This window comes from Bradyrhizobium yuanmingense (assembly GCF_029167105.1).
Lineage (GTDB): Bacteria > Pseudomonadota > Alphaproteobacteria > Rhizobiales > Xanthobacteraceae > Bradyrhizobium > Bradyrhizobium yuanmingense_A.
Genome location: NZ_JARFML010000021.1, coordinates 45758 through 68932, shown reverse-complemented (window position 1 = coordinate 68932; position 23175 = coordinate 45758). Strand labels below are relative to the sequence as shown.

Below are 23175 nucleotides of genomic sequence, written 5' to 3'. Positions count from 1 at the left end.
CGCGGATCACGGCAGCGGAGCAGCGCTTGGGGCAACCGCGGAGCATCATCGCCGGGCTGGTCGCGTCGATCCTGCTGTCGTCGCTCGTCCTTGTCGATGCAGTCGACGCTGCCGCTGCGCGAAAGATTGCTAGACCCAGGCCGAAGCCGTCGTCGGCGGCCAAATGCGAGATGCCGAAATTCCGGATCGTCGTGGATGTCGGCCACACCCCGGACTCCTACGGTGCATTGAGCGCGCGCAATGATCCGGAGTTCGGCTTCAACTTCCGCCTCGCACGGCTGATCACGGCCAAGCTCAAGTCGGAAGGCTTCGCCGCAACCCGTCTGCTCGTCACGGACGGCAAGGCACGGCCGAGCCTGTTCAAGCGCGTCGGTGCCGCGAACGAAGGCCGCGCCGATCTGTTCCTGTCGGTCCATCATGATTCGGTGCCGGACAAGCTGCTCGAGACCTGGGAATTCGACGGCGCGAAGAGCTATTTCAGCGACCGGTTTTCGGGCCACTCGCTGTTCGTGTCGCGGCAGAATCCGCACTTCGCCACCAGCCTGATGCTGGCCCGCATGATCGGCTGGCAATTGAAGCAGCAGGGCCTGCACTATGCGAGCCAGTACACCTTGCCGGTGATGGGCCGCTACCGGCGCCAGCTGCTCGACAAGGACGTCGGCGTCTACCGCTATGACGGGCTGGTCGTGCTGTCGCGGACGCGGAGCGCCGCCGTGCTGCTCGAGGCCGGCTCGATCATCAACCGCGACGAGGAGATGGAGATGAACTCGCCGGAGCGGCACGAGGCTGTCGCGGGCGCCGTTGCGGCTGCGATGAGGGAGTTCTGCGAGAAGCGGTAGTTGGCTCAGGTGCGCTCGCCATGACGAGGAAGCTACAGCGGCCCGGCCCGATATTCCCTGTTCGCCAGGCTCGCCTCCTCCAGGTCCAGATCGCGCTCGATCCGCCGCCGCGTCTCGTCGGTGATCTGGCCGTCGCGCAGCAGGTTGTGGATGAATTTGCGCTCGGCGGCGATCAGGTCGCGGGTCAGAGCGATGCCGGCGGCGGAGACGTCGTGACGGTTGGGGTCGAGCGAGTCCGGGAGCTGGTTGAGGCGTATCTCGTGGCGGGCGCGCAGCAGCCGCATCACCTCGTCGGAAACCTCTTTTTCCGTGGTGAGTGCGTCGAGCGATTGCAGCGCGGCCTCCAGCGCCTGACGGCGCGCGGCGATCTCCGCTTCGTGCTCGGCGGCATGCTCGTGACGACCGGCTTCGGCGACGCCGAGCCAGCGCACGATCGGCGGCAGCGTCAGGCCGACGCCGATCAGCGTCACCAAGATGACACCGAAGGCGACGAACAGGATCAGGTCGCGATACGGAAACGCTTCGCCGTTCGGCAGCGTGAACGGCAGCGCCAGCGCGGCGGCCAGCGACACCGCGCCGCGCACGCCGGTGAAGGCGAGCACGAACGGCCATTGCCATGGCGGCGAAGGATCGCGCTCGCGCAGCGACCTGGAGAGCATCCGCGGCAGATAAGTTGCGGGATAGAGCCAGGCAAAACGCGCGATCACGACGATCACCAGGACCAGGGCGGTTGCGATGAGAATTTCGTCGAGCGGAAAAGTCTTCGATTTCTCGTAGAGTGCGCGCATCTGGAACCCGGTGAGCAGGAACAGCATGCCCTCGATCAGGTAGATCACGAGATCCCAGAAGAAGATGCCTTGCAGGCGCGTCGCCGAGGAGATCAGCAATGGGCCGTTCCAGCTGACATAGAGCCCGCAGGCCACCGTTGCGATCACGCCGGAGCCGCCGACATGCTCGGGCAGCCAGTACGAGACATAGGGCGTGATCAGCGACAGCGTCAGCTCGACCTGCGGATCTCCGGACCATTTGCGGAAGCGCAAGGAGAGCCAGCCGACGCCGATGCCGAAGGCGATCTCGCCGGCGACGATGAGGAGGAATTCACCGGCCGCGAGCGGCAGCGAGAAGTGGCCGACAAGGATCGCGGCGAGCGCGAAGCGATAGAGGATCAGCGCGGTGGCGTCGTTGGCGAGACCTTCGCCCTCGAGCACGACCAGGATGCGGCGCGGCATGTTCAGGCGGCGGGCGATCGCGAGCGGCGCCACCACGTCGGGAGGCGCGACGATGGCCCCCAGCAGGAAGCCGACGGTCCAGGGCAGGCCGATCATGTAGTGCGTGGCGGCCGCCACCATCGCCGTGGTGAAGATCACGGCGCCGACCGCGAGCAGCACGATCGGGCGCAGGTTCTTCCTGAATTCGCGCCAGCTCATCGCGACGCTGGCCGAGTAGATCAGCGGTGGCAACACCACCAGCAGCACCAGCTCCGGCGGCAGCTCCACCGTCGGCATGCCCGGCACGAAAGCAAGGCCAACGCCTGCCAGCATCAGCAGGATGGCAGGGGCGACGTTGAAGCGTCGTGCGGCCAGTGCCACGCCTGCCAGCACGGCCAGCAGGATGAGAAAGGTCTGAAACTTCGCTTCCATGATAGGGATGTCTTGACCCGGAAGCGACGGCTACGTCAATGCGCGGCTCACGCCAGCCGTTCGGCCACCATCCGCCCAATCCGCGCGAACGCGGATGCGATCTGCGCCGCGCTCGGCGTACCGCCCTGGGTATAGGCCGCGATCAGGATCGGCGTATCCGGCTTCGGCCAGGCGACCGCGATGTCGCCCGAGGCGTCCTTGCCGTTGTTGCCGGTCTTGTCACCGATCTTCCAGCCTGCCGGGAGTCCGCCACGCAGGCGGTTTGCGCCGGTCTTGCAGTTCACCATCCAGTCGGTGAGCAGGGCCCGCGAAGCAGGCGACAGCGCCTCGCCCGTGACCAGCCGGCGCAAATTTCCCGCCATCGCCGCCGGCGTCGTGGTGTCCCGGGGGTCGCCGGGCTGCGAGCGGTTGAGCTCGGGCTCGTTGTGGTCGAGCCGCGAGGTGGTATCGCCGAGCGACCGCCAGAAGGCGGTCAGCGCGGCGGGGCCGCCGATCCGCGCCAGCAGCAGATTGGCGCAGGTGTTGTCGCTGAGCTCGACGATCGCCCTGCACATCTCGCCGACCGACATCTTGCCGGCCGCGAGATTTTCCCTCGCCACCGGCGCGTATTCCAGCAGATCCGCCTGGCCATAGGGGATCATGGCCGCGAGTTGCTCCTCGCCGCGATCGACCCGCGCCAGCACGTTGGCGGCGAGCGAAGCCTTGAACGTCGAGCACATCACGAACCGTTCGTCGGCGCGCCAGGCGAGCTTCTTGCCGGTTGCGAGATTCTCCGCATAGAGCCCGATCCGCCCGCCGCTCTCGCGCTCGTAGGATTCGAGTTCTGATGGGGCATCCCCGGCGAGCGCAGGAGAGGCGGCCAAGCAGGCGAATGAGGCGAGCAGGGAGCGGCGGTCGACAAGCATGATGATTTCCAGGCGAGCAGGGGTGGAGATGGAGCGGACTCTGCATCCGCGTCGTCATTGCGAGCGCAGCGAAGCAATCCAGAATCTCGCCGCGGAGACAGACTGGATTGCTTCGTTGCGCTCGCAATGACGGAGAATTGGATAGCGAGTGCGTCCGAATTCGGGCAGCAGGACGGCGCCCGTCACTCCCTCAAATCATATCGGTACGACTTCGACACGATCTGCCAGCCGTCGGCGAGCTTCATCGCCACCAGATAATCGGTGAAATAGCGCGGCGGCAGCTGGCAGCGCACTTTGATGAAAGCGGTCTTGTCGTCCGAGCGGTCGATGGTGACGATGAAGTCCTCGCGCGGCTTGCCTTCGGCCTTGGCTGAGGCGCGCTTGCGCACGCGGTCGAGCCAGTCCGGCACGGTCAGAACCTGGAGCTCGCCCTTCTCGACCCAGCGCAGATCGGCGGAGGGATGGAAGATGGCGCCGAGCTTGTCGGCGTCGCCCTCGTAAAGTCCGTCAAAATAGGATTGCACGACGGCTTCGACGCTCGACCGGTCCTGGCGCATGGATCGTTCCTTTGCATGATGGCTTCGGGCCAACTTAGTCGCACACGTTGAAATGCGCTATGGGTGTGTCGGCGATTTGCGTGAAGGCGTCACGATGACAGAATCAGAAAATTCGAACGCTCGCATTCTTGTCGGCGAATGCTTTTGCCGCGCCGTGCGCTTCGAGGTGGCCGATTCGTTCGCCTATGCGATGAACTGCCACTGCTCGAATTGCCGGCGCACCACCGGTGCCGCCTTCAAGCCCTTCGCCGGCATCCGGCAAGACAGGCTTCGTATTGTCAGGGGTGGCGACCTCCGGATGATTGTCGGCGACGACACTACCCATGACGCGCATTGTGGCCGCTGCGGCTCGCTGCTCTATTCCCGGGTCCGGGAGGGAGAGTGGGTCCACGTCGCCATGGGAACCCTGGTCGATGCCCCCTCGATCCGGCCGAGCGCCCATATTTTCGTCGGCTCGAAGGCGCCCTGGCATGAAATTGCAGACGACCTGCCGCAATATCGGGAGCACATCGGGGTTGTCTGACGGAACCCGGTCCGCACTGCCGTCCGTTGGCGAACCGCGACAGCGCTGGCGCGACAAACAAAAGAGGTCGTACGGCCTGCCGTCGGGGTCGCTTCGTGACCTCCATCACAAGCGCCGGCGGAGGATGTTGCTAAAGCGGTCCCAAAGGGCCGGACGGCCCGGAAACAGCGGAAGTCGTGTCATGCGCAGCTTGCTCAGACTTTGTCCGCTTTTCGTCGCCCTCGGCCTGATGTTCGGCGCCGGGCCGGCTTTTGCCGGAAAGCGCGTGGCGCTGGTGCTGGCCAATTCGGCCTATCAGCACGCGCCCTCGCTCGCCAATCCTGTCAATGACGGGTCGGTGATGGCCAAAACCCTGAAGGAGGCCGGCTTCGACGTCGTCGACTCCCGGCACGATCTGTCGGCGCTGGAGACGCGGCGCGTGCTGCGCGACTTCGCCGACGCGACCCGCGACGCCGAAATCGCCGTGGTCTACTACGCCGGCCACGGCATCGAGGTGGAGGGCTCGAACTATCTGATCCCGGTGGATGCCAAGCTCGAGCGGGACACCGACGTCTTTGACGAGGCGCTCTCCCTCGACCGTGTCCTGGTCGCGGTCGAGCCCGCAAAGCAATTGCGTCTGGTGATCCTCGATGCCTGCCGCGACAATCCGTTCAGCAAGCGGATGAAGCGCACGGTCGCTTCGCGCGGCATCGGCCGCGGCCTCGCCCAGGTCGAGCCGTCCAGCCCCAACACGCTGATCGCCTATTCGGCCAAGGCCGGCTTCACCGCGCAGGACGGCGACGGTGCCAACAGCCCGTTCACCATCGCGCTGTCGAAGCATCTGACGACGCCTGGCCTCGACGTCCGCCGCGCCTTCGGCTTCGTGCGCGACGATGTGCTGAAGTCGACCGGCAACAAGCAGGAGCCGTTCGTCTACGGCTCGCTGGGTGGCGAGGACGTGCCGCTGGTGCCGGTCAAGCTGGCGCCGGCGGCGCCCGTAGCCAATCCCCAGGCCGATATCCGCCGCGACTACGAGCTCGCGCTCCAGGTCGGCAACCGGCCGGCGTGGGAAGCCTTCCTCGCCCAGCATCCCGAGGGGTTCTATGCGAGCCTTGCCAAGCTCCAGCTCGAGAAGATCGGCGCGGAGCAGGCGCATGCGGCGGCGATCGCGAAAGCGAAGCAGGCCGAGGCCGAGCGCGACCGCCTTGCTGCGCTCGGCGCGCAGAAGGATGCGCAAGCCAGGGCCGCGGCCGATGCGAAGGCCGCTGAGCAGGCGCAGCTTGCTGCGCAGAAGGCGAAGGAGCAGGCACAGCAGCAGGCGGCCGCCGCCGAGCAGCAGCGCGTCAACCTCGCCGCCACGGCGCCGGGCGTTGCGCCGGGCAACACCACGAGCGCCGCCGGCACCAACGTCGCCGCCCTCACCCCGGCGACCGCGCCGGCCGACCTCAACCGCTCGGTGCAGAGCGAGCTCGGCCGCGTCGGCTGCTTCTCCGGGCAGGCCGACGGCAATTGGAACACGTCCTCGCAGCGGTCGCTGTCGCAGTTCAATCGCTATGCCGGCACCAAGCTCGACGTGAAGGTGGCGAGCACCGACGCGCTCGATGCGGTCAAGGCCCAGCCGTCGCGGGTCTGCCCGCTGGTCTGCGAGCATGGTTTCAAGGCCGAAGGCGACAAGTGCACCAGGATCGTTTGCGGCAACGGCTATGTGCTGAACGACGACAATGAATGCGAGAAGAAGCGCGCCGCCAAGCCCGCGTCAAAGCCCGCGACCTCGCGGCGCGACGACGGCGAGGACCGCCCCGCACGGCAGCGGGCCGGTGCTGCAGCGGGCGGCTACGGTGCAGCTGCGGCGGCTGGCGCGGGCCGTGCCTCGAGCGGCAGTGGTCAGATCTTTTGCAACGCTCTGCTCTGCCGGCCGGTCAGGCCCGGTTGCCGCCTCGTCTATCGCGGCGGCGGCGGTCCCCACGTCGACGCCAATGCCGAGGTCTGCAACTGAAATGGCACGGCTTCCCTGACCACCTGGAGCATGATCCGGAAAAGTGTGTAGCGGTTTTCCGAAAAGATCGTGCTCGAACGATAACCTGAAGCGCGATGACGATTCATCCTAATCGCGTCGCGCTTTAAGGTCAGTTCTTCCGCTCGGCCACGAAACGCGCGGCGGCCTGCAAAATTGCGGCGCGGTCGCCGAAGATCGAGACGGCGCTGTCGGCGCGCGCGAGCAGGTCGCGCACGCGCTGCTTGGCGCCTTCGATCCCGAGCTGGGTCACGAAGGTGGTCTTGCCGAGCGCGGCATCGGCGCCGGCCGGCTTGCCGAGCGCGGCCGCATCGCCCTCGACGTCGAGCAGATCGTCGGCGATCTGGAAGGCTTCGCCGAGCGCGCGGCCGTAATCGTCGAGCGCCTGATATTCGTTTTGCGAGGCCTGGCCGAGGATCGCGCCGGCAATGCAGCCGTAGCGCAAGAGCGCGCCGGTCTTCATCTGCTGGATACGGGCGACATCGATCGGCTCGTTGCCGCCAAAGCGGCCTTCGCCGGCGAGGTCGAGGATCTGGCCGCCGACCATGCCGCCGATGCCGGCGCAGCGCGCCAGTGCACGCGTCAGGAGCAGCCGCACATTGGCGTCGCGATGGACCTCGTCGCGGGTGATGATGTCGAAGGCGAGCGTCAGGAGGCCGTCGCCGGCGAGGATCGCGGTGGCGTCATCGGTCTGCTTGTGCAGGGTGGGGCGGCCGCGGCGCAGGTCCGAATTGTCCATGGCCGGCAGGTCGTCATGGATCAGCGAGTAGCAATGGATGCATTCGAGCGCGGCGCCCACGAGCAGGGCCGCCTCGCGCGGCACGCCGAACACGGCGGCGCTCTCGACCACCAGGAACGGCCGCAGGCGCTTGCCGCCGTTCAGGCTCGAATAGCGCATTGCGTCCATCAGTCGCTTGGGCCGGGCGATTTCGTCATGCAGGATGTCGTCCGACAGCAGGCGCCCGAGCAGGGCTTCGGTGTCATCAGCGGTCTTGTCCAGACGTTTGGCGAAATCGGACGGGGACGTGCCGTTCATCAAGAGGGGCTCCAGAACTAAAATTCGGCGGGACAATCCTTTATGCGCCCGCGCCAGTCAATCGTTTGGAAGGCCTAAAAAGTGCTGGAAAAGGCCCGAATTATCACAGACTTAATACTCCAGCCCGTGGCCGCTCTTCAGTTTGCACCGGAAAGGTCGATTTGCGCATCGTCAAAATCCTGCTGGTGCTGCTCGCGCTCGTGGTCCTCGCGCCCTATGTGATCGCGCCGTTCTACCGCACCGGCCACCCGGTTTCGACGCTGATGGCCTGGCGCAGCCTGCGGGGCGCGCCGATGCAGCGGGAGTGGATCGATCTCGCTGATATGTCGCCCTCTCTGCCGCGCGCGGTGGTGGCAGCCGAGGATGCCCATTTCTGCAAGCATCACGGCATCGATTGGGGGGCGCTGCGCGAGGCGATCGACGACGCCAGGGAGGACGGCACCGCCTTCCGGGGCGCCTCCACCATCACCCAGCAGGTCGCGAAGAACCTGTTCCTGTGGCAGGGGCGCGACTTCGTTCGCAAGGCGCTCGAATTCCCGCTGGCGCTTTGGATCGACCTCGTCCTGCCCAAGCAGCGGATTCTCGAAATCTACCTCAACATCGCCGAACTCGGCCCGCAGGGGCAGTTCGGGGTCGAGGCGGCCAGCGCCTATGCCTTCGGCAAATCGGCCGAAAGCCTCTCGCCCCGCGAGGCGGCGCTTCTGGCCTCGATCCTGCCGAATCCGGTCAAGCGCAGCGCCCGGACCCCGGGACCGGGCGTCCGGCGGCTGGCAGCCACCTATATGGCGCGGGGGCAGGCGAACTCGCTTGCGACCTGTTGGCGCGAAAATCGCTGATTTTTGGCCCGTTCCGGGCGCATTTTCCGGCCCAAGAGCCTAGCTTTACGGCCAGCCTTCCTCTATAAGCGCGGCCTTGATCGGCATTCAGCTCGCCTCGTATTGCGGGTGCTGAGCCGTCCCTTCGCGGACGATGCCCTGATGACACCAATCCCTAGAGGATATTGAAATGGCCGTTCCGAGAAGAAAAACCTCGCCGTCGCGCCGCGGCATGCGCCGCTCGGCGGACGCCATCAAGAAGCCGACCTATGTGGAAGACAAGGACTCCGGCGAGCTCCGTCGTCCGCACCATCTCGACCTCAAGACCGGCATGTACAAGGGCCGCCAGGTCCTGAAGAAGAAAGAGTCCTGAAGCCAGGATCTTTCTCGGGCGGGAGATCGGACCCGCCCGATTCGGCCAACCCATGAGATAGACGGTGATGGCGGCGGAGCAGATGCTTCGCCGCTGCATTGTTCTGTCCGGATATCTTGATCGAGAAGGCATCAAGCCGATGGTCGGTTTCCCGCTGCTCCTGATTCCGCTCGCGGTGTACAACATCATCGCCTTCCTGATGCCGACCGTGTCCTTCACGGACGTGCTGTTCAAGGTGCCTATGGTGTCCGGAGAGGTCTGGCCGGTCACGCTCGCCGATCTCCTGCTCGCGCTCGGCGTCGTCTTGCTGCTGTTAGAGGTGGTCAAGGGTGCGCGGCCGGGCTCGAAATTCCTGATGGATCATTTGCTGTCGCTGATCATCTTCGGCGCGGCCGCTGCCGAATTCGTGATGTGGCCCAAATTCGGCAACTCCACCTTCTTTCTGCTGGTGCTGCTGGCGATGGCGGACTTCTTCGCTGGCATCGCCCAGCGCACGCGCCGCCGCGTCACCTATGTCGCCGAGACCACGGTGCCCGCCCCTCGTAAGGCCAAGCGCAGGGCCGAAGCGCCGGCGGAGGACGTGGAGTCCGAGCGCAAGTTCGAGCCGGTGATCGCGCCGCAGCCGGCGCCGGCCGCGCCTACCGCGCAATCCGTCGCCGAATCCGTGCTGATGGATCACCCGGCGCCCAAGCCAGTGCAGGGCGCTCCCTCGCCGGAAATTCCCTCGCCGCAGCTGCAGCCGGGGAACGGCACGCCGCCTTCCGACACGCCGCCGCGCTGACCTTGCCGCATCGCCGATGCGCTCCCTCGCCCCGTTCTTACGGGGAGGGTTGGGGTGAGGGCTCTCTCTCTGCGCATGACGTACTCTGCGCATGACTTAGTAGTGGGACCTGTACCCCCTCACCCGGAAATCCGCGCTGCGCGCGAATTCCGACCTCTCCCCGCAAGCGGGGGAGAGGTGAAGAGGAGCCATCTCACTCTAAGCCGATCAAGCCACCTGACGCGTGCGAGCGCTGACGGTTCCGAGCGGGCGCTTGCTGCCATAGGCCATCAGCGCATCCTCGGAGGACGCGCGGCGGAGCCGGCTCGTCTGCGGCAACTGCTCGGCGTTGGCGATCAATTGGGTGACGAAGCTCGGATCGGGGCGGGGCAGGGGCACCTTATGGAGCCATTGCAACGTCGGCATCAGCGGCACCAGGGCCGTGCCTGTGCCGTTGTCCACCACGTCCGATCGATCAGTACTCAACATCGCAATCACCGTTGGTCCGGCGAGACTGTCGCGTTTCGGGACGCAGGCGCCGGTGCGAGTCCTGTACTCGCAAGGCCTATGCCGGCCGGGCCGGATTGGTTCCCCGCGCCGCGGAAACGTGGTTTCCAAATTGTTTATCAACTTTGCCTAGGTTCGGCAGCGAATCTGGCTCTATCCTGTGCCGGCTCAGGACTTCTCCACTGTCCCGAAACGAGGCGACTTTGACCCCTGGATTGCCGCAAGCCTCCGACATCCTGGCCGCGCTCGGTCACGCCGTGTTCGCCTGGGATATCGCCAGCGATGCCATCGTCTGGGGTGAGCAGGTCAGCGCCGTTTTCCCCGGCATTCCCGCCGAGCGGCTTTCGACCGGCGCCGAATTCGCCAAGCTGATCGAGCCCGCGCAAACGCTGCGGACGGCGGCGCTGGCGCTGACGTCCCCGGTGCACGGCGCCGACGGCACCCCTTACCGAATCGAGTACGGCGTGCGCATGAGCGCCTCCGATCCCGTGATCTGGATCGAGGAGACCGGCCGCTGGTTCGCAGGTCCCGACGGCCGTCCCACGCGAGCGATCGGCTCCGTCCGCATCAACAATGAGCGCCACGCCCGGGACGAGGAATTGAGCAGGCTGGCCCGGCTCGATCCGCTGACCGGCGAGCTCAACCGCTCGCATCTGATCGCAGCGCTGGCCGAGGCGATCGAGGAGACGACGCGCTTCCGCTCGACAGCGGCCTTCATGCTGGTCGGCATCGATCATCTCGCCCGCGTCAACGATGCCTTCGGCTTCGACGTCGCCGACGCCGTGATCCTCGACGTCGCCAAGCGCATTCGCGCGCGCCTGCGCGGCGGCGACGTGCTGGGGCGCTTCTCCGGCAACAAGTTCGGCCTGATCCTGAAGAACTGCACCGTCGACGACATGAACGTGGCCGCCGAGCGCTTCCTCGCCGGCATCCGCGACGAGGTGGTGCCGACCAAATCCGGTCCGGTCTCGGTCACCGCCTCGATCGGCGCGGTCAGCCTGCCGCGCTATGCCCGCAACACCGACGAGGCCGTCAACCGCGCCCATGAGACGCTGGACGCCGCCAAGCGCCGCCGCTCCGGCTCGTTCGCGGCCTGGCGTCCGGATGCCGCGCGCGACGCACAGCGCCGCGTCAACATCCGCGTCACTGACGAGATCGTCACCGCGCTCAACGAGCGCCGCATCAGGCTCGCCTATGAACCCGTGGTCTCGGCTGTCTCGCGCGAGCGCGCATTCCATGAATGCCTGGTGCGAATGGACCAGGGCGACGGCCAGGTGCTGCTCGCGCCCGACATCGTGCCGGTCGCCGAACGGCTCGGCCTGATCCGCCTGGTCGATCACCGCGTGCTCGAGCTCGTGGTCGCCGAGCTCGCGGCGGCGCCCGACGTCTGCCTCAGCCTCAACATCTCGCCGGATACGACCATGGATCCGGACTGGTGGGCGGGGATCGAATCGCTGATGCTGGCCCATTCCGGCGTTGCCGAGCGGCTGATCGTCGAGATCACCGAGACGGTCGCGATCCAGGACATCGACGATGTCCGCGCCTTCGTCAGCCGCCTCAAGCATTTCGGCAGCCGTATCGCCATCGACGATTTCGGCGCCGGCTACACCTCGTTCCGCAATCTGCGCAAGCTCGGGGTGGACATCGTCAAGATCGACGGCGCCTTCGTGCAGAACATCACCCATTCCGCCGACGACCGCGCCTTCGTGCAGACCCTGATCGATCTCGCCCGCCGCCTCGACATCAAGACCGTCGCCGAATGGGTGCAGGACGACGAAGCCGCAAACATGTTGCGCGACTGGGGCTGCGACTACATCCAGGGCCGCCTGATCGGGCTGGCTTCGGCGGAGCGGCCGTGGGGCGTGCCGTCGGACAGTGCTCTGCCTGCGGCGAGCTGAGATGCTGTAGGGTGGGTTAGCCGAAGGCGTAACCCACCACTTTACTGTCCGCGTCGAGAGAGAAGCGGTGGATTACGCCTTCGGCTAATCCACCCTACAGACTACGAGATCTCCTCACGCTCCCTCGTCCAGCGCCACCAGCTCGCGCTTCTTGCGTAGCGACGGCAGCAGCGGCGCGATCAGCAGCACCAGCGCAAACGCAAGACACACTGCCGAAATCGGCCGCTGCACGAAGGTCCAGAGATCGCCCTGCGACAGGATCAGCGACTTGCGCAAATTGTTCTCCATCATCGGACCCAGCACGAAAGCCAGCACCAGCGGTGCCGGCTCGTAGCCGAGCTTTCGCATGAAATAGCCGATGATCCCGAACGCGATCATCACATAGACGTCGAACACGTTGTTGCTCGAGCAGTAGACGCCGAGGATCGTGAACAGGATGATCAAGGGGAACAGGATGTTGTAGGGCAGCTTGAGCAGTTGCACCCACATGCCGATCATCGGCAGGTTCAGGATCAGCAGCATGACGTTGCCGATATACATGCTGGCGACGATGCCCCAGAACAGGCCGGGGTTCTGCGTGATCAGCAGCGGCCCCGGCTGCAGGCCGTGAATGACGAAGGCTCCGAGCAGCAGCGCCATCACCACGTTCGGCGGGATGCCGAGCGTCATCAGCGGAATGAAGGCGCCGCCGGCCGCGGCGTTGTTCGCCGATTCCGGGCCGGCGACGCCCTCGATCGCGCCATGGCCGAACCTTTCGGGCGTCTTCGACAGCCGCTTCTCCAGCGCGTAGGACGCGAATGACGAGATCACCGCGCCGCCGCCCGGCAGGATGCCGAGGAAAAAGCCGAGGATCGTGCCGCGGCCGACCGGACCTGCGCTCGCCTTCCAGTCCTCCTGGCTGGGCAGGAGATGGGTGATCCTGGTGTTGATGACGTCGCGCTTGATCGCCTGCTCGGTGTTGAGCAGCACCTCGGCGACGCCGAACAAGCCCATCACCACGGGCACGAGGCCGATGCCGTCGATCAGCTCCATGCGGCCGAAGGTCAGCCGCGGCTGCGCGGTGATGCTGTCGAGCCCGATCAGCCCGAGCACGACGCCGATGCACGCCATCAGCAATGCCTTCGGCATTGATCCCTGGGTGAGGAAGGTGAGCACGACGAGGCCTAGCACCATCAGGCTGAAATATTCGGCCGGGCCGAAGGCAATGGCGAGGCTGGCAAGCTTCGGCGCCACCAGCATCAAGGCAACCAGCGCAAAGGTGCCGGCAGCGAAGGAGCCGAATGCAGCAATGCCGAGCGCGGGGCCCGCGCGGCCCTGCTTCGCCATCTGGTGGCCGTCGATGCAGGTCACGACCGAGGCGGCCTCGCCGGGAATGTTGACCAGGATCGAGGTGGTCGAGCCCCCATACATCGAGCCGTAATAGATGCCGGCCATCATGATGATGCCCGATTCCGGCGTGCCCGACAGCGTCACGGGCAGCAGCAGCGACATCGCCGAGATCGGGCCGATGCCGGGCAGCACGCCGACCAGCGTGCCGATGAAGACGCCGATGAAGCAATAGAGCAGGTTGATCGGCAGCAGCGCGACGCCGAAACCATGTGCCACGTTGACGAGCGTATCCATGGGGTCAGCCGATTCCGAACAGGCCTGACGGCAACTGGATCAACAGCAGCCGCTTGAGCACCCACCACATGCCCAATGGCACCAGCACCGCGATCGGAATCGCCAGCGTCCAGCGCACCGGATCGATCAGCCGCAACAGCAGCAGCATCAGCGGGATCGATGACAGCAGGAATCCCAGCGGCTCCAGCGCGAAGGCGAATGCGGTGAGGCAGGCGATGAGGACAAGCGGCTTGCTCCAGCGCACGTTCTCCCAGCGCGAGGCCAGCGTCGGCCCGCCCTCGGTGATCGCCGAGACGATGATGGCGCCCGCGAACACGCACATCAGGATGCCCGTGTAGAACAGCACATAGCCGGAGCCGGGATCGTTGATGGTGCCGAGCTTGAGCCTCAAGCCCGACCAGACCACGAAGCCGCCGAGCGCGAGTCCGATCAGCCCGCCCCAGAGTTCGGAGTTGCTGAGGCGCAGCTTGACGTTGGTGTCGTTGTTCATATGAAACGCCTTGAGATCACCGTCGTCCTGAGGTGACAGAGCGCAGCGTAGCCCTCGAAGGGCGACGGTGCCCCGATCCATCCTTCGAGGCGAGCCGCAAGTACGGCTCGCATCTCAGGATGACGCCAGCGCGTGTGGCAGCAGAGCTTTACTTCTTCGCGAGCCCGAGCGTCTCGATCACCTTGCGCTCGGACGCCGTGACCTCGACGATGAACTTCTTGTAGTCCTCGGTGTTCTTGTAGTTCGGCACCATGTCGTATTTGGCGAGCGTGGCGATCACCGCTGGATCCTCGACCGCCTTCTTGAAGGCATCGTGCAGCTTGGCGACGATCTTTGGATCCATCCCTTTCGGTCCTGCAATGCCGAACGGGGAATCATAGACCATGGGATAGCCGAGCTCCTTCAGCGTCGGCACGTCGGGATAGTTCGGCGACCGCGCGCCGGTCCACACCATCAGGAGCCGCAGCTTGCCGGCGTCGACCAGTGGTCGCCATCCCGTGGAATCAGCCTGCAGCATGGTGTGCTGCCCCAGCACGGCGGCGTTGGTCTCCGCCCCGCCCTTGAAAGGGACCTGGGTCAGCTTGATGCCGGACATCGCGGCGATCTGCTCCATGCCGATATGCAGCGAGGTGCCGGCGCCGGGCGTGGCATAGGTCACCTTGCCCGGATTCGCCTTTGCGAACTCCACCACGTCCTTCCAGCTCTTGAACTGCGATTCCGCGCTGGTCGTCACGCCGAAAGTGTAGCCGGTGAGATGGACGATATAGGTGAAATCCTTTGCCGGATCCCACGACACTTCCTGCATCAGGGGCAGGCGGAACACGGTGATCGGAATCTGCGAGATGGTATAGCCGTCCGGCTTCGCCGCCGCCGCCATCGTCGCCGGTCCGACCGTGCCGCCGCCGCCGGCCTTGTTGTCGATCACGATCGGCTGCCCCAGCACCTTCGAGGCGCTTTCGGCGATCGCGCGCATCGAGATATCGGTCGATCCGCCGGCCGGCCAAGGCACGATCAACGTGATCGGCTTCGTCGGGTAGTCCTGCGCATTGACGGCCGTGGAGAGCAATGCGCCCATGACGGCGTGCACCGCGGCAAATGCAATCGTCTTCAGCCCGTATCCCGACATCGAAAGCCTCCCTCGCGGCGGCCTCTCTGGGGTCGCCGTCTCTCGTTGTGAGGCGATTGTTCCTGAATTTGACGGAGAAGAAAAGCGTGTTGCGCACATCGCTGTGCGGCCGTCGGTCAGCCAACGCCGACAGAGCCGACATCTGCGACAATTCGTCGTTTGGCCGCGTGCCGAGAGGCGGAATTTGAGCGGCCGAAGCGGTCAGGCCACGCGCCGGACCATGTTCAGCGTCTCGATGGTGCGGCCGACTTCCGAGGCGAGACACGGCTTGCCGAAATAATAGCCTTGGACCGCGGTGCAGCCGCATTCGCGGACGAAGTCGAGCTGTTCCTCGGTTTCCACGCCCTCGGCCGTGGTCTCGACCCCGAGCACGGAGCCGAGGCTCGCGATCGTCCTGACGATGGCAACGCTCTCCGGGCTTTCGCCGAGCGTGCCGACGAACGAGCGGTCGATCTTGATGCGATCGAACGGAAACTTGCGCAGGTAGCTCAGCGAGGAATAGCCGACGCCGAAATCGTCGAGGCTGACGCGCACCCCGAGCGCGCGGAGCTGGTGCAGGATGTCGATGGTCGCCTCGCTGTCGTCGAGCAGCGCCGTCTCGGTGACCTCGAGCTCGAGTCGCTGCGGCGGCAGGCCGGCTTCCGCAAGCGCGCTCGTGACCATCGCCACCAGGCCGCGGGAGCGGAACTGCACCGGAGACAGGTTCACCGCGACGGTGACGTCGGGCCAGGACGCGGCGGTGGCGCAGGCCGTGCGCAGCACCCATTCGCCGATCGGAACGATCAGCCCGTTCTCCTCCGCAATCGGGATGAACTCGGCCGGAGAGACGAAGCCGCGCGAGGGATGCTTCCAGCGCAGCAATGCCTCGAAGCCGGTGAGCGCGGAGGAATCGAGCCGCATCTGCGGTTGGAACACCAGGTGGAATTCACGCCCTTCCAGCGCGCCGACCAGGTCCTGCTCCAGCGCGTGCCGGCTGCGCGCCTGTTCCTCCATCTCGGGCTCGAACAGCTGATAGGCTCCGCGCCCCTTGGCCTTGGCCTGGTAGAGCGCGAGGTCGGCGCATTTCATCAGCTCATCGGCATCGAGTCCGTGGTCGGGCGCGATCGCGATGCCGACGGAGACGCCGACATGGATCGACTGGCTTTCCAGCGGCGGCGGATGACCGATGATCTCGACCAGGCGGCGGGCGAGCGCCTCGGCCGATTGCGGCTGCGGCCCGCGCTGGAGAACGGCGAACTCGTCGCCGCCAAGCCGCGCCACGGTGTCGTGCTCACCGACATTCTCCTTGAGGCGCGCCGCGACCCAGCGCAGCAGGCGGTCGCCGGCGGCGTGGCCGAGGCGGTCGTTGACGGTCTTGAAATTGTCGAGGTCGAAGCACAGCACGGCCATGGCGCCGCCGGCGATCGCGACCTGGTTCAGTCCCTCGCCCATCTTCTCGCGGAACAGCGTGCGGTTGGGCAGGTCGGTGAGCGAATCGTGTCGCGCCATGTGCGCCACCCGGGCTTGGGCCTTGTGGCGCTCGGTGACGTCCTCATAGGTCACGACCCAGCCGCCATGCTCCATCCGCTTGTGATTGAGCTTGATGATGCGGCCGTCTCTCAAATGGCGGTGCAGCGTGTGCTCGCCCTCGCGCAGCCTCTCGACGTAGTCGGCATAGAGCTTGGCGCCGGTCATGTTCGGATGGATGCCGAGCTCGCAGGCGTGCTCCATGATCTCGCGCATCGAGACGCCTGGCTTCACGATCTCCGGCGACAATCCATACATCTCGATATAGCGGCGGTTGCAGACGATCACGCGCAGGCTGGCGTCGAGCATGCACAGACCCTGGCTCATGTTGTTCAGGGCTGCGTCGAACCGGCGGTACTGCTCGCTCAGCTCCTCGATCGCACGCTCGCGCTCGGTAATGTCCTCATAGGTGGCGACGAAGCCGCCTTCGGCCAGCGCGCAATAGCGCACCGAGATCACCGTGTCGTTCGACATGCGCCGGCGCATCGGCGAGGAATCACGGCTCGCGATCCGCGCGCGGGCGGCTTTGAGGATCTGCTGCGGGCTGTATTCCGGGGAGAACGCGCCGTTCGCTATCGATCGCTCGATCAGCTCGGCGAGGTGGGTGCCGGGGCGGGTCTCCTCCGGCGACAACAGGTAGATCTTGAGGTAGGTGGAGTTGCAGACCCGAAGCCGCATGTCGCTGTCGAAGAAGGCGAGCCCGTGCGCCATGTTCTCCAGCGCCGCATCGAGGATGAAATTCTGCTGCCGCAGCGTTTCCTCGTATTGCAGCCGCTCCGTGACGTCCTCGTGCACCGTCACCCAGCCGCCGTCGGGCAGGAAGCGGGAGACCGCCTGCACCATCCGTCCGTCGTAGCGCATCACCAGCAGCGTCTTCGGCTTCCTGCTGCGCACATCCTCCAGCCGGCTCTGGTAGAATTCGTCGCCCGACATGCCCGGCAGGTTGCCGCGCGACATCCAGTGCTCGATCACCGTGGAATGCGAGACGCCCGGCTTCACGATCTCGGGGTCGAGGTTGTAGAGCTTCAGGAACCGTTCGTTGCAGACGACGACACGGCTGTCGACGTCGTACATGATCAGTCCGTGCGACATGTTGGCGAGCGCGTGCTGGCTGCGCTCGGTCTGCACGCGCAGTTCCGCCTCGAGCCGGGCGAGGCGGGTGACGTCGTCGCAGATCGTCATCCAGCCGCCGCCGGGGAGCGGCTTCAGCTCGAGCGACATGACGAGGCCGCTCGCCAGCATTTGCTCGGTGCGGAACGGCTTGCCCGCGGAGATCTGCGCCATCCGCGTCGAATACAACGCGTCGAGCTGGTCTTGCGGAAAGTTGCCGCGGCTTGCGCTGTGCGCGAGCACCTCGCGATAGCTGGTGCCGACCCGCACGATTTCGGCCGACATGTCGAACAGCGTGAGATAGCGCTGGTTCGTCACCACGATCCGGTTGTCGGCATCGTAGACGCAGACGCCCTGTTCCATGTGGTCGAGCGCAAGCTGGCTCAGCGCGACCAGGGCGCCTGGGCCCTGCTCACGGCCTGTACCAAGCTCGCTGTCGCGGGTCGACATCATGGGATTGGCGGGGCCTCGGCCAGCAATAGACTCAAGCAACCTAATTCAGCCGCCGAGGCTAGCGAACAGGCCGGAAAATTCCCTTAAGCGCCGTAGTTTACGGAGGGTGACCGGCGATGGTGAGCGCACGCGTAAACCGCCCGCTGCCAAGGCGATAGGCCGTAGCTCCGGACGAGCGCGGCGATATTCCCGCTCCGCTCGTACAGATTTGCAGAGCCGGGGGGACTCTACGGCCCGTAGAGCACGAGCTCCGTATCGGTGAGGTCGCCGAGCTGTGGCTGGTGCGGGCCCCTGAAGTATTTCCGACCGCGCCGCTCGGTGTAGATGCCGACGAGGCCGGGAACCGGGCCGTCGGCATCGACGGCCACCGCGATCTTGCCGAGCCGCAGCAGCAGCCGTCCGATGCGGCCGGCGCATTCGGCAAATTCTGCGGTGCTCCGGCAATAGATCAGCTTCATGGCGGGCGGTGCGATGAAACCACGGCGGATGCGCACCGGTTGCAGGATGAAGGGGAAGGTTCCCTTCGGCGTGCGGCAGACGAGGCTAAGGCAATTGTAGCGCGCATGTCGCGTCAGGAGCTCGGTCTCCGCCTCGGAAAGCCCCTTGATCTCCTTGGCGTGCGGCGGAATGACCTCGATCTCGTTCCAGCGCGGGACGCGCGCCAGCGCAGGCACTGAGAAGAATATGCCGCGGCAATAGGCGCGAAAGCCCTGCGTCTCGATGATCGGCCAGGTCCACTGCGCCGGGCTGATGTTGAAGTAAGTGACGTGCTTGTGCCGCTGGGCGATCTTGGTCAGCAGCGGCGCGTAGTTGCGGTAGGCCGGGTCGACATACCAACTCGACAAATTGCACCGGATGGCGGTCTCTTCGCCCTCCTTGCGTGAGGTGTAGATCAAGAGCAGCACGCCGACCGGCTTGCCGTCGTCGTCGAGCATGTAGCCGAAGCGCGGATAGCCCTCCGGCACGGCCCGGAAGGCCTGCCGGCGCAGGCCCTGAATCCAGTAGTCGCGTGAACGGCCGAAGAAGCCGCGCGTCAGCAAGTCCGCGATCTTGTCGACGTCGGACTCGGTGATCTCGCGGCATCGGACCTTGGTATGGATCACGCTCGTCTTGCCCGTGGAAATGGCCGGCCTCGTGAGTTGCTCTAGCGCCAACCTTCGCCATGGGCCTCGGCCGCGACAGGCGGCTGCAGGCTCAGGACGTCCCGCACCTTGGCGGGCCAGGCGGAAAGATCGGTGCCGTGGGTGTGGAACATGGCGACGGCCAGACGGTCCATGCCGAAGGCAACGCAGCCGGTATGGGCCGGCTCGCCGTTGGCGTCCTGGATTCCCCAGGTCGTGCCGAAATGCTCGCGATGATAGTTGAAGCTCATGCACGCCGTCGGCTGCTCTTCCGAGCGCAGCGGGATGAGCAGCTCGAACTTGAGCTGCTGCTGCTTCTGGCTCACCGCTTTCATCTGGCCGACCCGGCCGAAGAACGGATCGCTGGCATAGTCGACGCGGAAGCTGAGGCCGAGGTCGGTCGCGATCTTCTGCGCGCGCACCATCCAGCGCTCGCGGAAATCGGCGACGTCGTCGGGGCTGCCGATGCAGACATATTCGCGCATGCGGAACGATTGCAGCCGGTCGAGATGCTTCGACGGCTCGCGGCGGAAGCAATCCGCGGCAACGTCGAAGCGCAGGCCGCCTTTCGGCAATTGGCCGCGGCTCGCCGCGATCGGATAGACCGGATAGCAGGCAGCCGGCGACAGCACGAGATCGGCCGGCGACAGCGAAGTCGTCCAGTCGCCGCCGGCATCGAAGCGGCTCACCGCGGCGTTGATCTCGCGTTCGGTGCCGTGCAGGCCGCAGACGCAGCCGAGCAGGTTCGGAAAGCTCTTGAGATAGCCGGACTTCTCCAGCTGGGAGCGGCTCATCACCGGCGGGAAGCGCATCACCTCGGTGCCGGCCTCGCGATGAGCAGTGATCAGCGCGGCGAGCTTCTCGACGATGCCCTCATAGAGCGCGGTGCGGGCATAGACGCCATCGGCGCCCATCCGGTGGAACAGCTTGTCGGCGAGATGATCGAGCGGATCGATCATCTGCGGCGCGGTGGTGGGCGAGTTGGGGAGGACGGCAATATTCATGGGTCGATGTCCTGCTATCTCAAAAATGTTCTTGTTGAAGCGGTCGCAGAGGCACGTCAGTCGCGAAGACTCGCCGGCACGCCGCTCATCAATGTCGATGTCGCGGCATTGGCCAGGATCCGGTCGTTGTTGATCATGATCGGCGACGACAGCACGTCGCGGAGGTGACGGCCCATGGTGAAGTCGCCGTCGTTACGGTAGCCGGCAAGACCCGCGGTGCGCATCGCATGCATCACGGTCTCGACCGCGAGCTCGGAGGCCTGCACCTTCAAAAGCGTGATCGAGGACTGGAAGTCGAGCGAGGCCAGCGCACGCTCGTCGTGCTCGACGCGGGAGAAAGCGTCGATATTGGCTGATATCAGCGCGCGCAGCTTGGCCAGCGACATCTTGGCGGCGGTGAAGTGCGCTGCGGCCGGGGGCATCTGTCCGCCCGACGCGCGGGCCGCCTTGCGGATGAAGGCCTGCGCGCGCGTCACCGCCGCAGCGGCGATGCCGGCCCAGGCCGACGACCAGCACAGATGCGCGAACGGCGTCATGGTCTGGGCGTGGATCTTGTCATAGGATTCCGGGAAGACGCGGTCGGCGGGGCAGTCGACCTTCAGCTCGAACCCGGTCGAGCAGGTGCCGCGCATGCCGAGCGTTTCCCAGCCCAGCGTCCGCTTCAGCGAATAATCGTCCTTGGCGAGCGCCAGCAACACCTGATCGGAGGCGGCGGCGTCGGTGGCGCGGCGGGCGATGGTGACGAGGCCATCGGCTTCGGCGCCGTATGAGATCACGGTGGCGTCGCGCACCAGCGAGACGGTATCGCCGGCATGGTCGACCGCAGCCGCGCTGGCGCGGATGTTGCCGCCGTTCTGGCCTTCGGTGGTGGAGGAGGCGAGCAGCCACTGGTCGCGGGCGACCCGGCGCATCATGGTCTCCATCCAGGGGATGCCATGGCCGTGCCTGACGACGCAGGCGACCTTGGTCTGGTGCATCGCGTAGATCATCGCCGTGGACGCGCAGGCGCGTCCGAGCGTGTAGCAGATGTCGGTGACGTCATGGATCGAGGCACCGAAGCCGCCGAATTCAACCGGAACCATCACGCCGAGCAGCTTCTGCTCACGCGCGACGTCGAAGGCCTTGTGCGGGAAGCGGGCGTCGCGATCGACCCCGTCGGCGTCGGCCGCGGCCGCTGCGGCGGTCCGGGCGGCGCGCTCGATCAGGGAGGGACCCTGCTCGAGAAAGCTCGTCTGCATTTCGTCGACAGTGAGGACTGCTTCACGCACGTTCATGCTCGTCCGCCTCCGGTTTGCCGTTCGAGATCGCCGCCATCATTCGCGATGCCGCTTGAAGCGATCCTCCAGCCATCTTTGCTTGTGAGACGAGGCTACGGATTTAATTCAAATTCGTCGATGAAATAGAGGGTAAACAAAACCCAATTCCGAACGAACAGTTAAGGTCCGGTTGTTCGCATCACCGGATTTTCCGGCATCGCGTTAGGACTCTGGAAGAAGCCTGGATTTCCGACAATCTGAGTCATCGTTTACTAAGAATCGCGAAGTATTGGTGCCGCCCATTGCAGGACCGGCAGCCCGCACCCATCGTAGCCGGCAGTCCGGTCCGACACCGATAGACAGATGGGAATTTGCCGATGCAGGCCTTTGATACCGATTTGCGCAATCGCATCATCAAGCTGGTGAAGGGCATCCTCGAACAGAATTCGCTCACCGCGGACGTTACGCCTTCGGCCAAGCTCGTCGATATCGGCCTGACCTCGATGGACATGGTCAATCTCATGCTCGGCGTCGAGGCCGAATTCGACTTCACCATCCCGCAGTCCGAGATCACGCCGGAGAATTTTCAGTCCGTGCAGACGCTGGAGCGGATGGTCGCGATGCAGCTCCAGCCGGCGACCGCGGCCTAACAGGGGCGCATCTCCCCCCGTTCCAAATCCGCCGCAAAACTGGCATAGCTTAACCATGTCACATTGACGGACAGGGTGGAGCAGGCATGACGCAGGCGGTATTGGGCATCATCGGGGGCTCGGGCATCTATGACCTGCCCGGCCTGGAGGGTGCGCGCGAAGTGGTGATCGAGAGCCCCTGGGGCGAGCCGTCGGCTCCTTTAAGGCGCGGCTCCATCGCCGGCCTGCCGATCGTGTTCCTGCCGCGGCATGACAAGGGGCACCGGCTGTCCCCCTCCGACATCAATTATCGCGCCAACATCGACGTGCTGAAGCGCGCCGGCGTCACCGACCTGATCTCGCTCTCGGCCTGCGGCTCCTTCAGGGAGGAACTGCCGCCCGGCACCTTCGTTCTCGTCGACCAGTTCGTCGACCGCACCCATAAGCGCGAGAGTTCGTTCTTCGGCCGCGGCTGCGTCGCGCATGTGTCGATGGCGCACCCGGTCTCGCCGCGGCTGCGCATCCATCTGGCGGCCGCCGCGGAAGCGGAAGGCATCGCGATCGCGCGAGGCGGCACTTATGTCTGCATGGAAGGGCCGCAATTCTCCACCTACGCGGAAAGCATGACCTACAAGACGCTGGGCTACTCGGTGATCGGCATGACCAATATGCCCGAAGCCAAGCTCGCCCGTGAGGCGGAGATCTGTTACGCCACCGTCGCAATGGTGACGGATTTCGACTGCTGGCATCCCGACCACGATGCGGTCACTGTGCAGGACATCATCCGCGTGCTGAATTCGAACGCCGACAAGGCCAAGGCGCTGGTGGCGCGGCTGGCCAAGGATTTTCCGCGCGAGCACGAGCCGTGCCCGATCGGTTCGGACCGTGCGCTCGACACCGCGCTGATTACGGCGCCCGAGGCGCGCGATCCCGAGCTCCTGAAGAAGCTCGATGCGGTGGCCGGGCGCATCCTGCGAGCGTGAGACGCAAGAAAAACGAAAAGGCAGAATG

General features: G+C 65.5%; 21 protein-coding genes. 9 read left to right on the top strand and 12 right to left on the bottom strand.

Annotation, left to right across the window (positions count from 1 at the left end; genetic code table 11):
• Nucleotides 1-26: 26 nt before the first annotated feature.
• Complete coding sequence (locus P0R31_RS25420; RefSeq protein ID WP_275517027.1) at nt 27-839, top strand: N-acetylmuramoyl-L-alanine amidase; 813 nt, start codon at nt 27-29, stop codon at nt 837-839.
• A 32-nt stretch (nt 840-871) separates the two neighbouring features.
• Here P0R31_RS25420 and P0R31_RS25415 read toward each other — a convergent pair whose 3' ends face one another.
• The 3 genes from P0R31_RS25415 to P0R31_RS25405 all read right to left on the bottom strand — a co-directional run bounded on the left by P0R31_RS25415 (nt 872) and on the right by P0R31_RS25405 (nt 3941).
• A complete protein-coding gene (locus P0R31_RS25415) occupies nt 872-2479 on the bottom strand; it encodes a Na+/H+ antiporter (RefSeq protein ID WP_275517025.1) in 1608 nt (535 codons plus the stop codon).
• A gap of 47 nt (nt 2480-2526) precedes the next feature.
• Nucleotides 2527-3384 carry a class A beta-lactamase gene (bla, locus tag P0R31_RS25410; protein ID WP_275517023.1) on the bottom strand — a complete coding sequence of 286 codons (858 nt, stop codon included), beginning with the start codon at nt 3382-3384 and terminating at the stop codon, nt 2527-2529.
• 182 nt (nt 3385-3566) lie between these two features.
• Entirely contained in the window at nt 3567-3941 is a 375-nt protein-coding gene (locus tag P0R31_RS25405) for a nuclear transport factor 2 family protein (protein WP_275517021.1), read from the bottom strand.
• A 94-nt stretch (nt 3942-4035) separates the two neighbouring features.
• On the opposite strand from P0R31_RS25405, the gene P0R31_RS25400 reads away from it, so the two are divergent.
• Both P0R31_RS25400 and P0R31_RS25395 read left to right on the top strand, forming a co-directional pair.
• Nucleotides 4036-4464: a GFA family protein gene (locus P0R31_RS25400; protein WP_275517020.1), complete on the top strand. Its 429-nt coding sequence runs from the start codon at nt 4036-4038 to the stop codon at nt 4462-4464.
• A 181-nt stretch (nt 4465-4645) separates the two neighbouring features.
• Nucleotides 4646-6439, top strand: coding sequence for a caspase family protein (locus tag P0R31_RS25395; RefSeq protein ID WP_275517018.1), 1794 nt, complete (start codon nt 4646-4648; stop codon nt 6437-6439).
• Between the two features lie 130 nt (nt 6440-6569).
• Here the strand turns inward: P0R31_RS25395 and P0R31_RS25390 are convergent, their stop codons facing one another.
• Nucleotides 6570-7493, bottom strand: a complete 924-nt coding sequence (locus P0R31_RS25390) for a polyprenyl synthetase family protein (RefSeq protein ID WP_275517016.1) — start codon at nt 7491-7493, stop codon at nt 6570-6572.
• Nucleotides 7494-7654: 161 nt separating this feature from the next.
• Between P0R31_RS25390 and mtgA the strand changes: the two genes are divergently transcribed.
• The 3 genes from mtgA to P0R31_RS25375 all read left to right on the top strand — a co-directional run bounded on the left by mtgA (nt 7655) and on the right by P0R31_RS25375 (nt 9462).
• Entirely contained in the window at nt 7655-8329 is a 675-nt protein-coding gene (gene mtgA, locus P0R31_RS25385) for a monofunctional biosynthetic peptidoglycan transglycosylase (RefSeq protein WP_275517015.1), read from the top strand.
• Nucleotides 8330-8498: 169 nt separating this feature from the next.
• A complete protein-coding gene (gene rpmF / locus P0R31_RS25380) occupies nt 8499-8681 on the top strand; it encodes a 50S ribosomal protein L32 (RefSeq protein WP_007598106.1) in 183 nt (60 codons plus the stop codon).
• Between the two features lie 139 nt (nt 8682-8820).
• Nucleotides 8821-9462, top strand: coding sequence for a hypothetical protein (locus P0R31_RS25375; protein ID WP_275517123.1), 642 nt, complete (start codon nt 8821-8823; stop codon nt 9460-9462).
• 207 nt (nt 9463-9669) lie between these two features.
• On the opposite strand, the gene P0R31_RS25370 is transcribed toward P0R31_RS25375, so the two are convergent.
• Entirely contained in the window at nt 9670-9930 is a 261-nt protein-coding gene (locus P0R31_RS25370; protein ID WP_275517014.1) for a hypothetical protein, read from the bottom strand.
• Nucleotides 9931-10151: 221 nt separating this feature from the next.
• Between P0R31_RS25370 and P0R31_RS25365 the strand changes: the two genes are divergently transcribed.
• Nucleotides 10152-11846, top strand: a complete 1695-nt coding sequence (locus P0R31_RS25365; protein WP_275517013.1) for a bifunctional diguanylate cyclase/phosphodiesterase — start codon at nt 10152-10154, stop codon at nt 11844-11846.
• Between the two features lie 114 nt (nt 11847-11960).
• Here the strand turns inward: P0R31_RS25365 and P0R31_RS25360 are convergent, their stop codons facing one another.
• From P0R31_RS25360 to P0R31_RS25330, 7 genes are all read right to left on the bottom strand, one after another.
• Nucleotides 11961-13469 carry a tripartite tricarboxylate transporter permease gene (locus P0R31_RS25360; RefSeq protein WP_275517012.1) on the bottom strand — a complete coding sequence of 503 codons (1509 nt, stop codon included), beginning with the start codon at nt 13467-13469 and terminating at the stop codon, nt 11961-11963.
• Nucleotides 13470-13473: 4 nt separating this feature from the next.
• A complete protein-coding gene (locus P0R31_RS25355) occupies nt 13474-13959 on the bottom strand; it encodes a tripartite tricarboxylate transporter TctB family protein (RefSeq protein WP_275517010.1) in 486 nt (161 codons plus the stop codon).
• Nucleotides 13960-14107: 148 nt separating this feature from the next.
• Nucleotides 14108-15085: a tripartite tricarboxylate transporter substrate binding protein gene (locus tag P0R31_RS25350; protein WP_275517008.1), complete on the bottom strand. Its 978-nt coding sequence runs from the start codon at nt 15083-15085 to the stop codon at nt 14108-14110.
• Nucleotides 15086-15286: 201 nt separating this feature from the next.
• On the bottom strand, nt 15287-18154 hold the full coding sequence (locus P0R31_RS25345; RefSeq protein WP_275517007.1) for a PAS-domain containing protein: 2868 nt from the start codon (nt 18152-18154) through the stop codon (nt 15287-15289).
• 227 nt (nt 18155-18381) lie between these two features.
• The gene (locus P0R31_RS25340) at nt 18382-19257 is read right to left on the bottom strand and encodes an acyl-CoA acyltransferase (RefSeq protein WP_275517005.1); all 876 of its coding nucleotides are present in this window, start codon (nt 19255-19257) and stop codon (nt 18382-18384) included.
• 41 nt (nt 19258-19298) lie between these two features.
• On the bottom strand, nt 19299-20279 hold the full coding sequence (locus tag P0R31_RS25335) for an amino acid--[acyl-carrier-protein] ligase (RefSeq protein ID WP_275517003.1): 981 nt from the start codon (nt 20277-20279) through the stop codon (nt 19299-19301).
• Between the two features lie 56 nt (nt 20280-20335).
• Entirely contained in the window at nt 20336-21553 is a 1218-nt protein-coding gene (locus P0R31_RS25330; protein WP_275517001.1) for an acyl-CoA/acyl-ACP dehydrogenase, read from the bottom strand.
• Between the two features lie 359 nt (nt 21554-21912).
• Here P0R31_RS25330 and P0R31_RS25325 point away from each other — a divergent pair, with 359 nt between their 5' ends.
• Nucleotides 21913-22185 carry a phosphopantetheine-binding protein gene (locus tag P0R31_RS25325; RefSeq protein WP_275516999.1) on the top strand — a complete coding sequence of 91 codons (273 nt, stop codon included), beginning with the start codon at nt 21913-21915 and terminating at the stop codon, nt 22183-22185.
• Between the two features lie 86 nt (nt 22186-22271).
• On the top strand, nt 22272-23147 hold the full coding sequence (locus tag P0R31_RS25320) for an S-methyl-5'-thioadenosine phosphorylase (RefSeq protein WP_275516998.1): 876 nt from the start codon (nt 22272-22274) through the stop codon (nt 23145-23147).
• The last annotated feature ends 28 nt before the right edge of the window (nt 23148-23175 follow it).

What these genes read in the sequence shown, in the direction of transcription:
- P0R31_RS25405 (WP_275517021.1), bottom strand. Translation starts at nt 3,941, where the DNA reads ATGCGCCAGGACCGGTCGAGCGTCGAAGCCGTCGTGCAATCCTATTTT.
- P0R31_RS25375 (WP_275517123.1), top strand. Translation starts at nt 8,821, where the DNA reads ATGGTCGGTTTCCCGCTGCTCCTGATTCCGCTCGCGGTGTACAACATC.
- P0R31_RS25335 (WP_275517003.1), bottom strand. Translation starts at nt 20,279, where the DNA reads ATGAATATTGCCGTCCTCCCCAACTCGCCCACCACCGCGCCGCAGATG.
- bla (WP_275517023.1), bottom strand. Translation starts at nt 3,384, where the DNA reads ATGCTTGTCGACCGCCGCTCCCTGCTCGCCTCATTCGCCTGCTTGGCC.
- P0R31_RS25415 (WP_275517025.1), bottom strand. Translation starts at nt 2,479, where the DNA reads ATGGAAGCGAAGTTTCAGACCTTTCTCATCCTGCTGGCCGTGCTGGCA.
- P0R31_RS25370 (WP_275517014.1), bottom strand. Translation starts at nt 9,930, where the DNA reads ATGTTGAGTACTGATCGATCGGACGTGGTGGACAACGGCACAGGCACG.
- P0R31_RS25330 (WP_275517001.1), bottom strand. Translation starts at nt 21,553, where the DNA reads ATGAACGTGCGTGAAGCAGTCCTCACTGTCGACGAAATGCAGACGAGC.
- P0R31_RS25395 (WP_275517018.1), top strand. Translation starts at nt 4,646, where the DNA reads ATGCGCAGCTTGCTCAGACTTTGTCCGCTTTTCGTCGCCCTCGGCCTG.
- P0R31_RS25325 (WP_275516999.1), top strand. Translation starts at nt 21,913, where the DNA reads ATGCAGGCCTTTGATACCGATTTGCGCAATCGCATCATCAAGCTGGTG.
- P0R31_RS25350 (WP_275517008.1), bottom strand. Translation starts at nt 15,085, where the DNA reads ATGTCGGGATACGGGCTGAAGACGATTGCATTTGCCGCGGTGCACGCC.
- P0R31_RS25390 (WP_275517016.1), bottom strand. Translation starts at nt 7,493, where the DNA reads ATGAACGGCACGTCCCCGTCCGATTTCGCCAAACGTCTGGACAAGACC.
- P0R31_RS25355 (WP_275517010.1), bottom strand. Translation starts at nt 13,959, where the DNA reads ATGAACAACGACACCAACGTCAAGCTGCGCCTCAGCAACTCCGAACTC.
- P0R31_RS25400 (WP_275517020.1), top strand. Translation starts at nt 4,036, where the DNA reads ATGACAGAATCAGAAAATTCGAACGCTCGCATTCTTGTCGGCGAATGC.
- P0R31_RS25345 (WP_275517007.1), bottom strand. Translation starts at nt 18,154, where the DNA reads ATGATGTCGACCCGCGACAGCGAGCTTGGTACAGGCCGTGAGCAGGGC.
- P0R31_RS25360 (WP_275517012.1), bottom strand. Translation starts at nt 13,469, where the DNA reads ATGGATACGCTCGTCAACGTGGCACATGGTTTCGGCGTCGCGCTGCTG.
- rpmF (WP_007598106.1), top strand. Translation starts at nt 8,499, where the DNA reads ATGGCCGTTCCGAGAAGAAAAACCTCGCCGTCGCGCCGCGGCATGCGC.
- P0R31_RS25320 (WP_275516998.1), top strand. Translation starts at nt 22,272, where the DNA reads ATGACGCAGGCGGTATTGGGCATCATCGGGGGCTCGGGCATCTATGAC.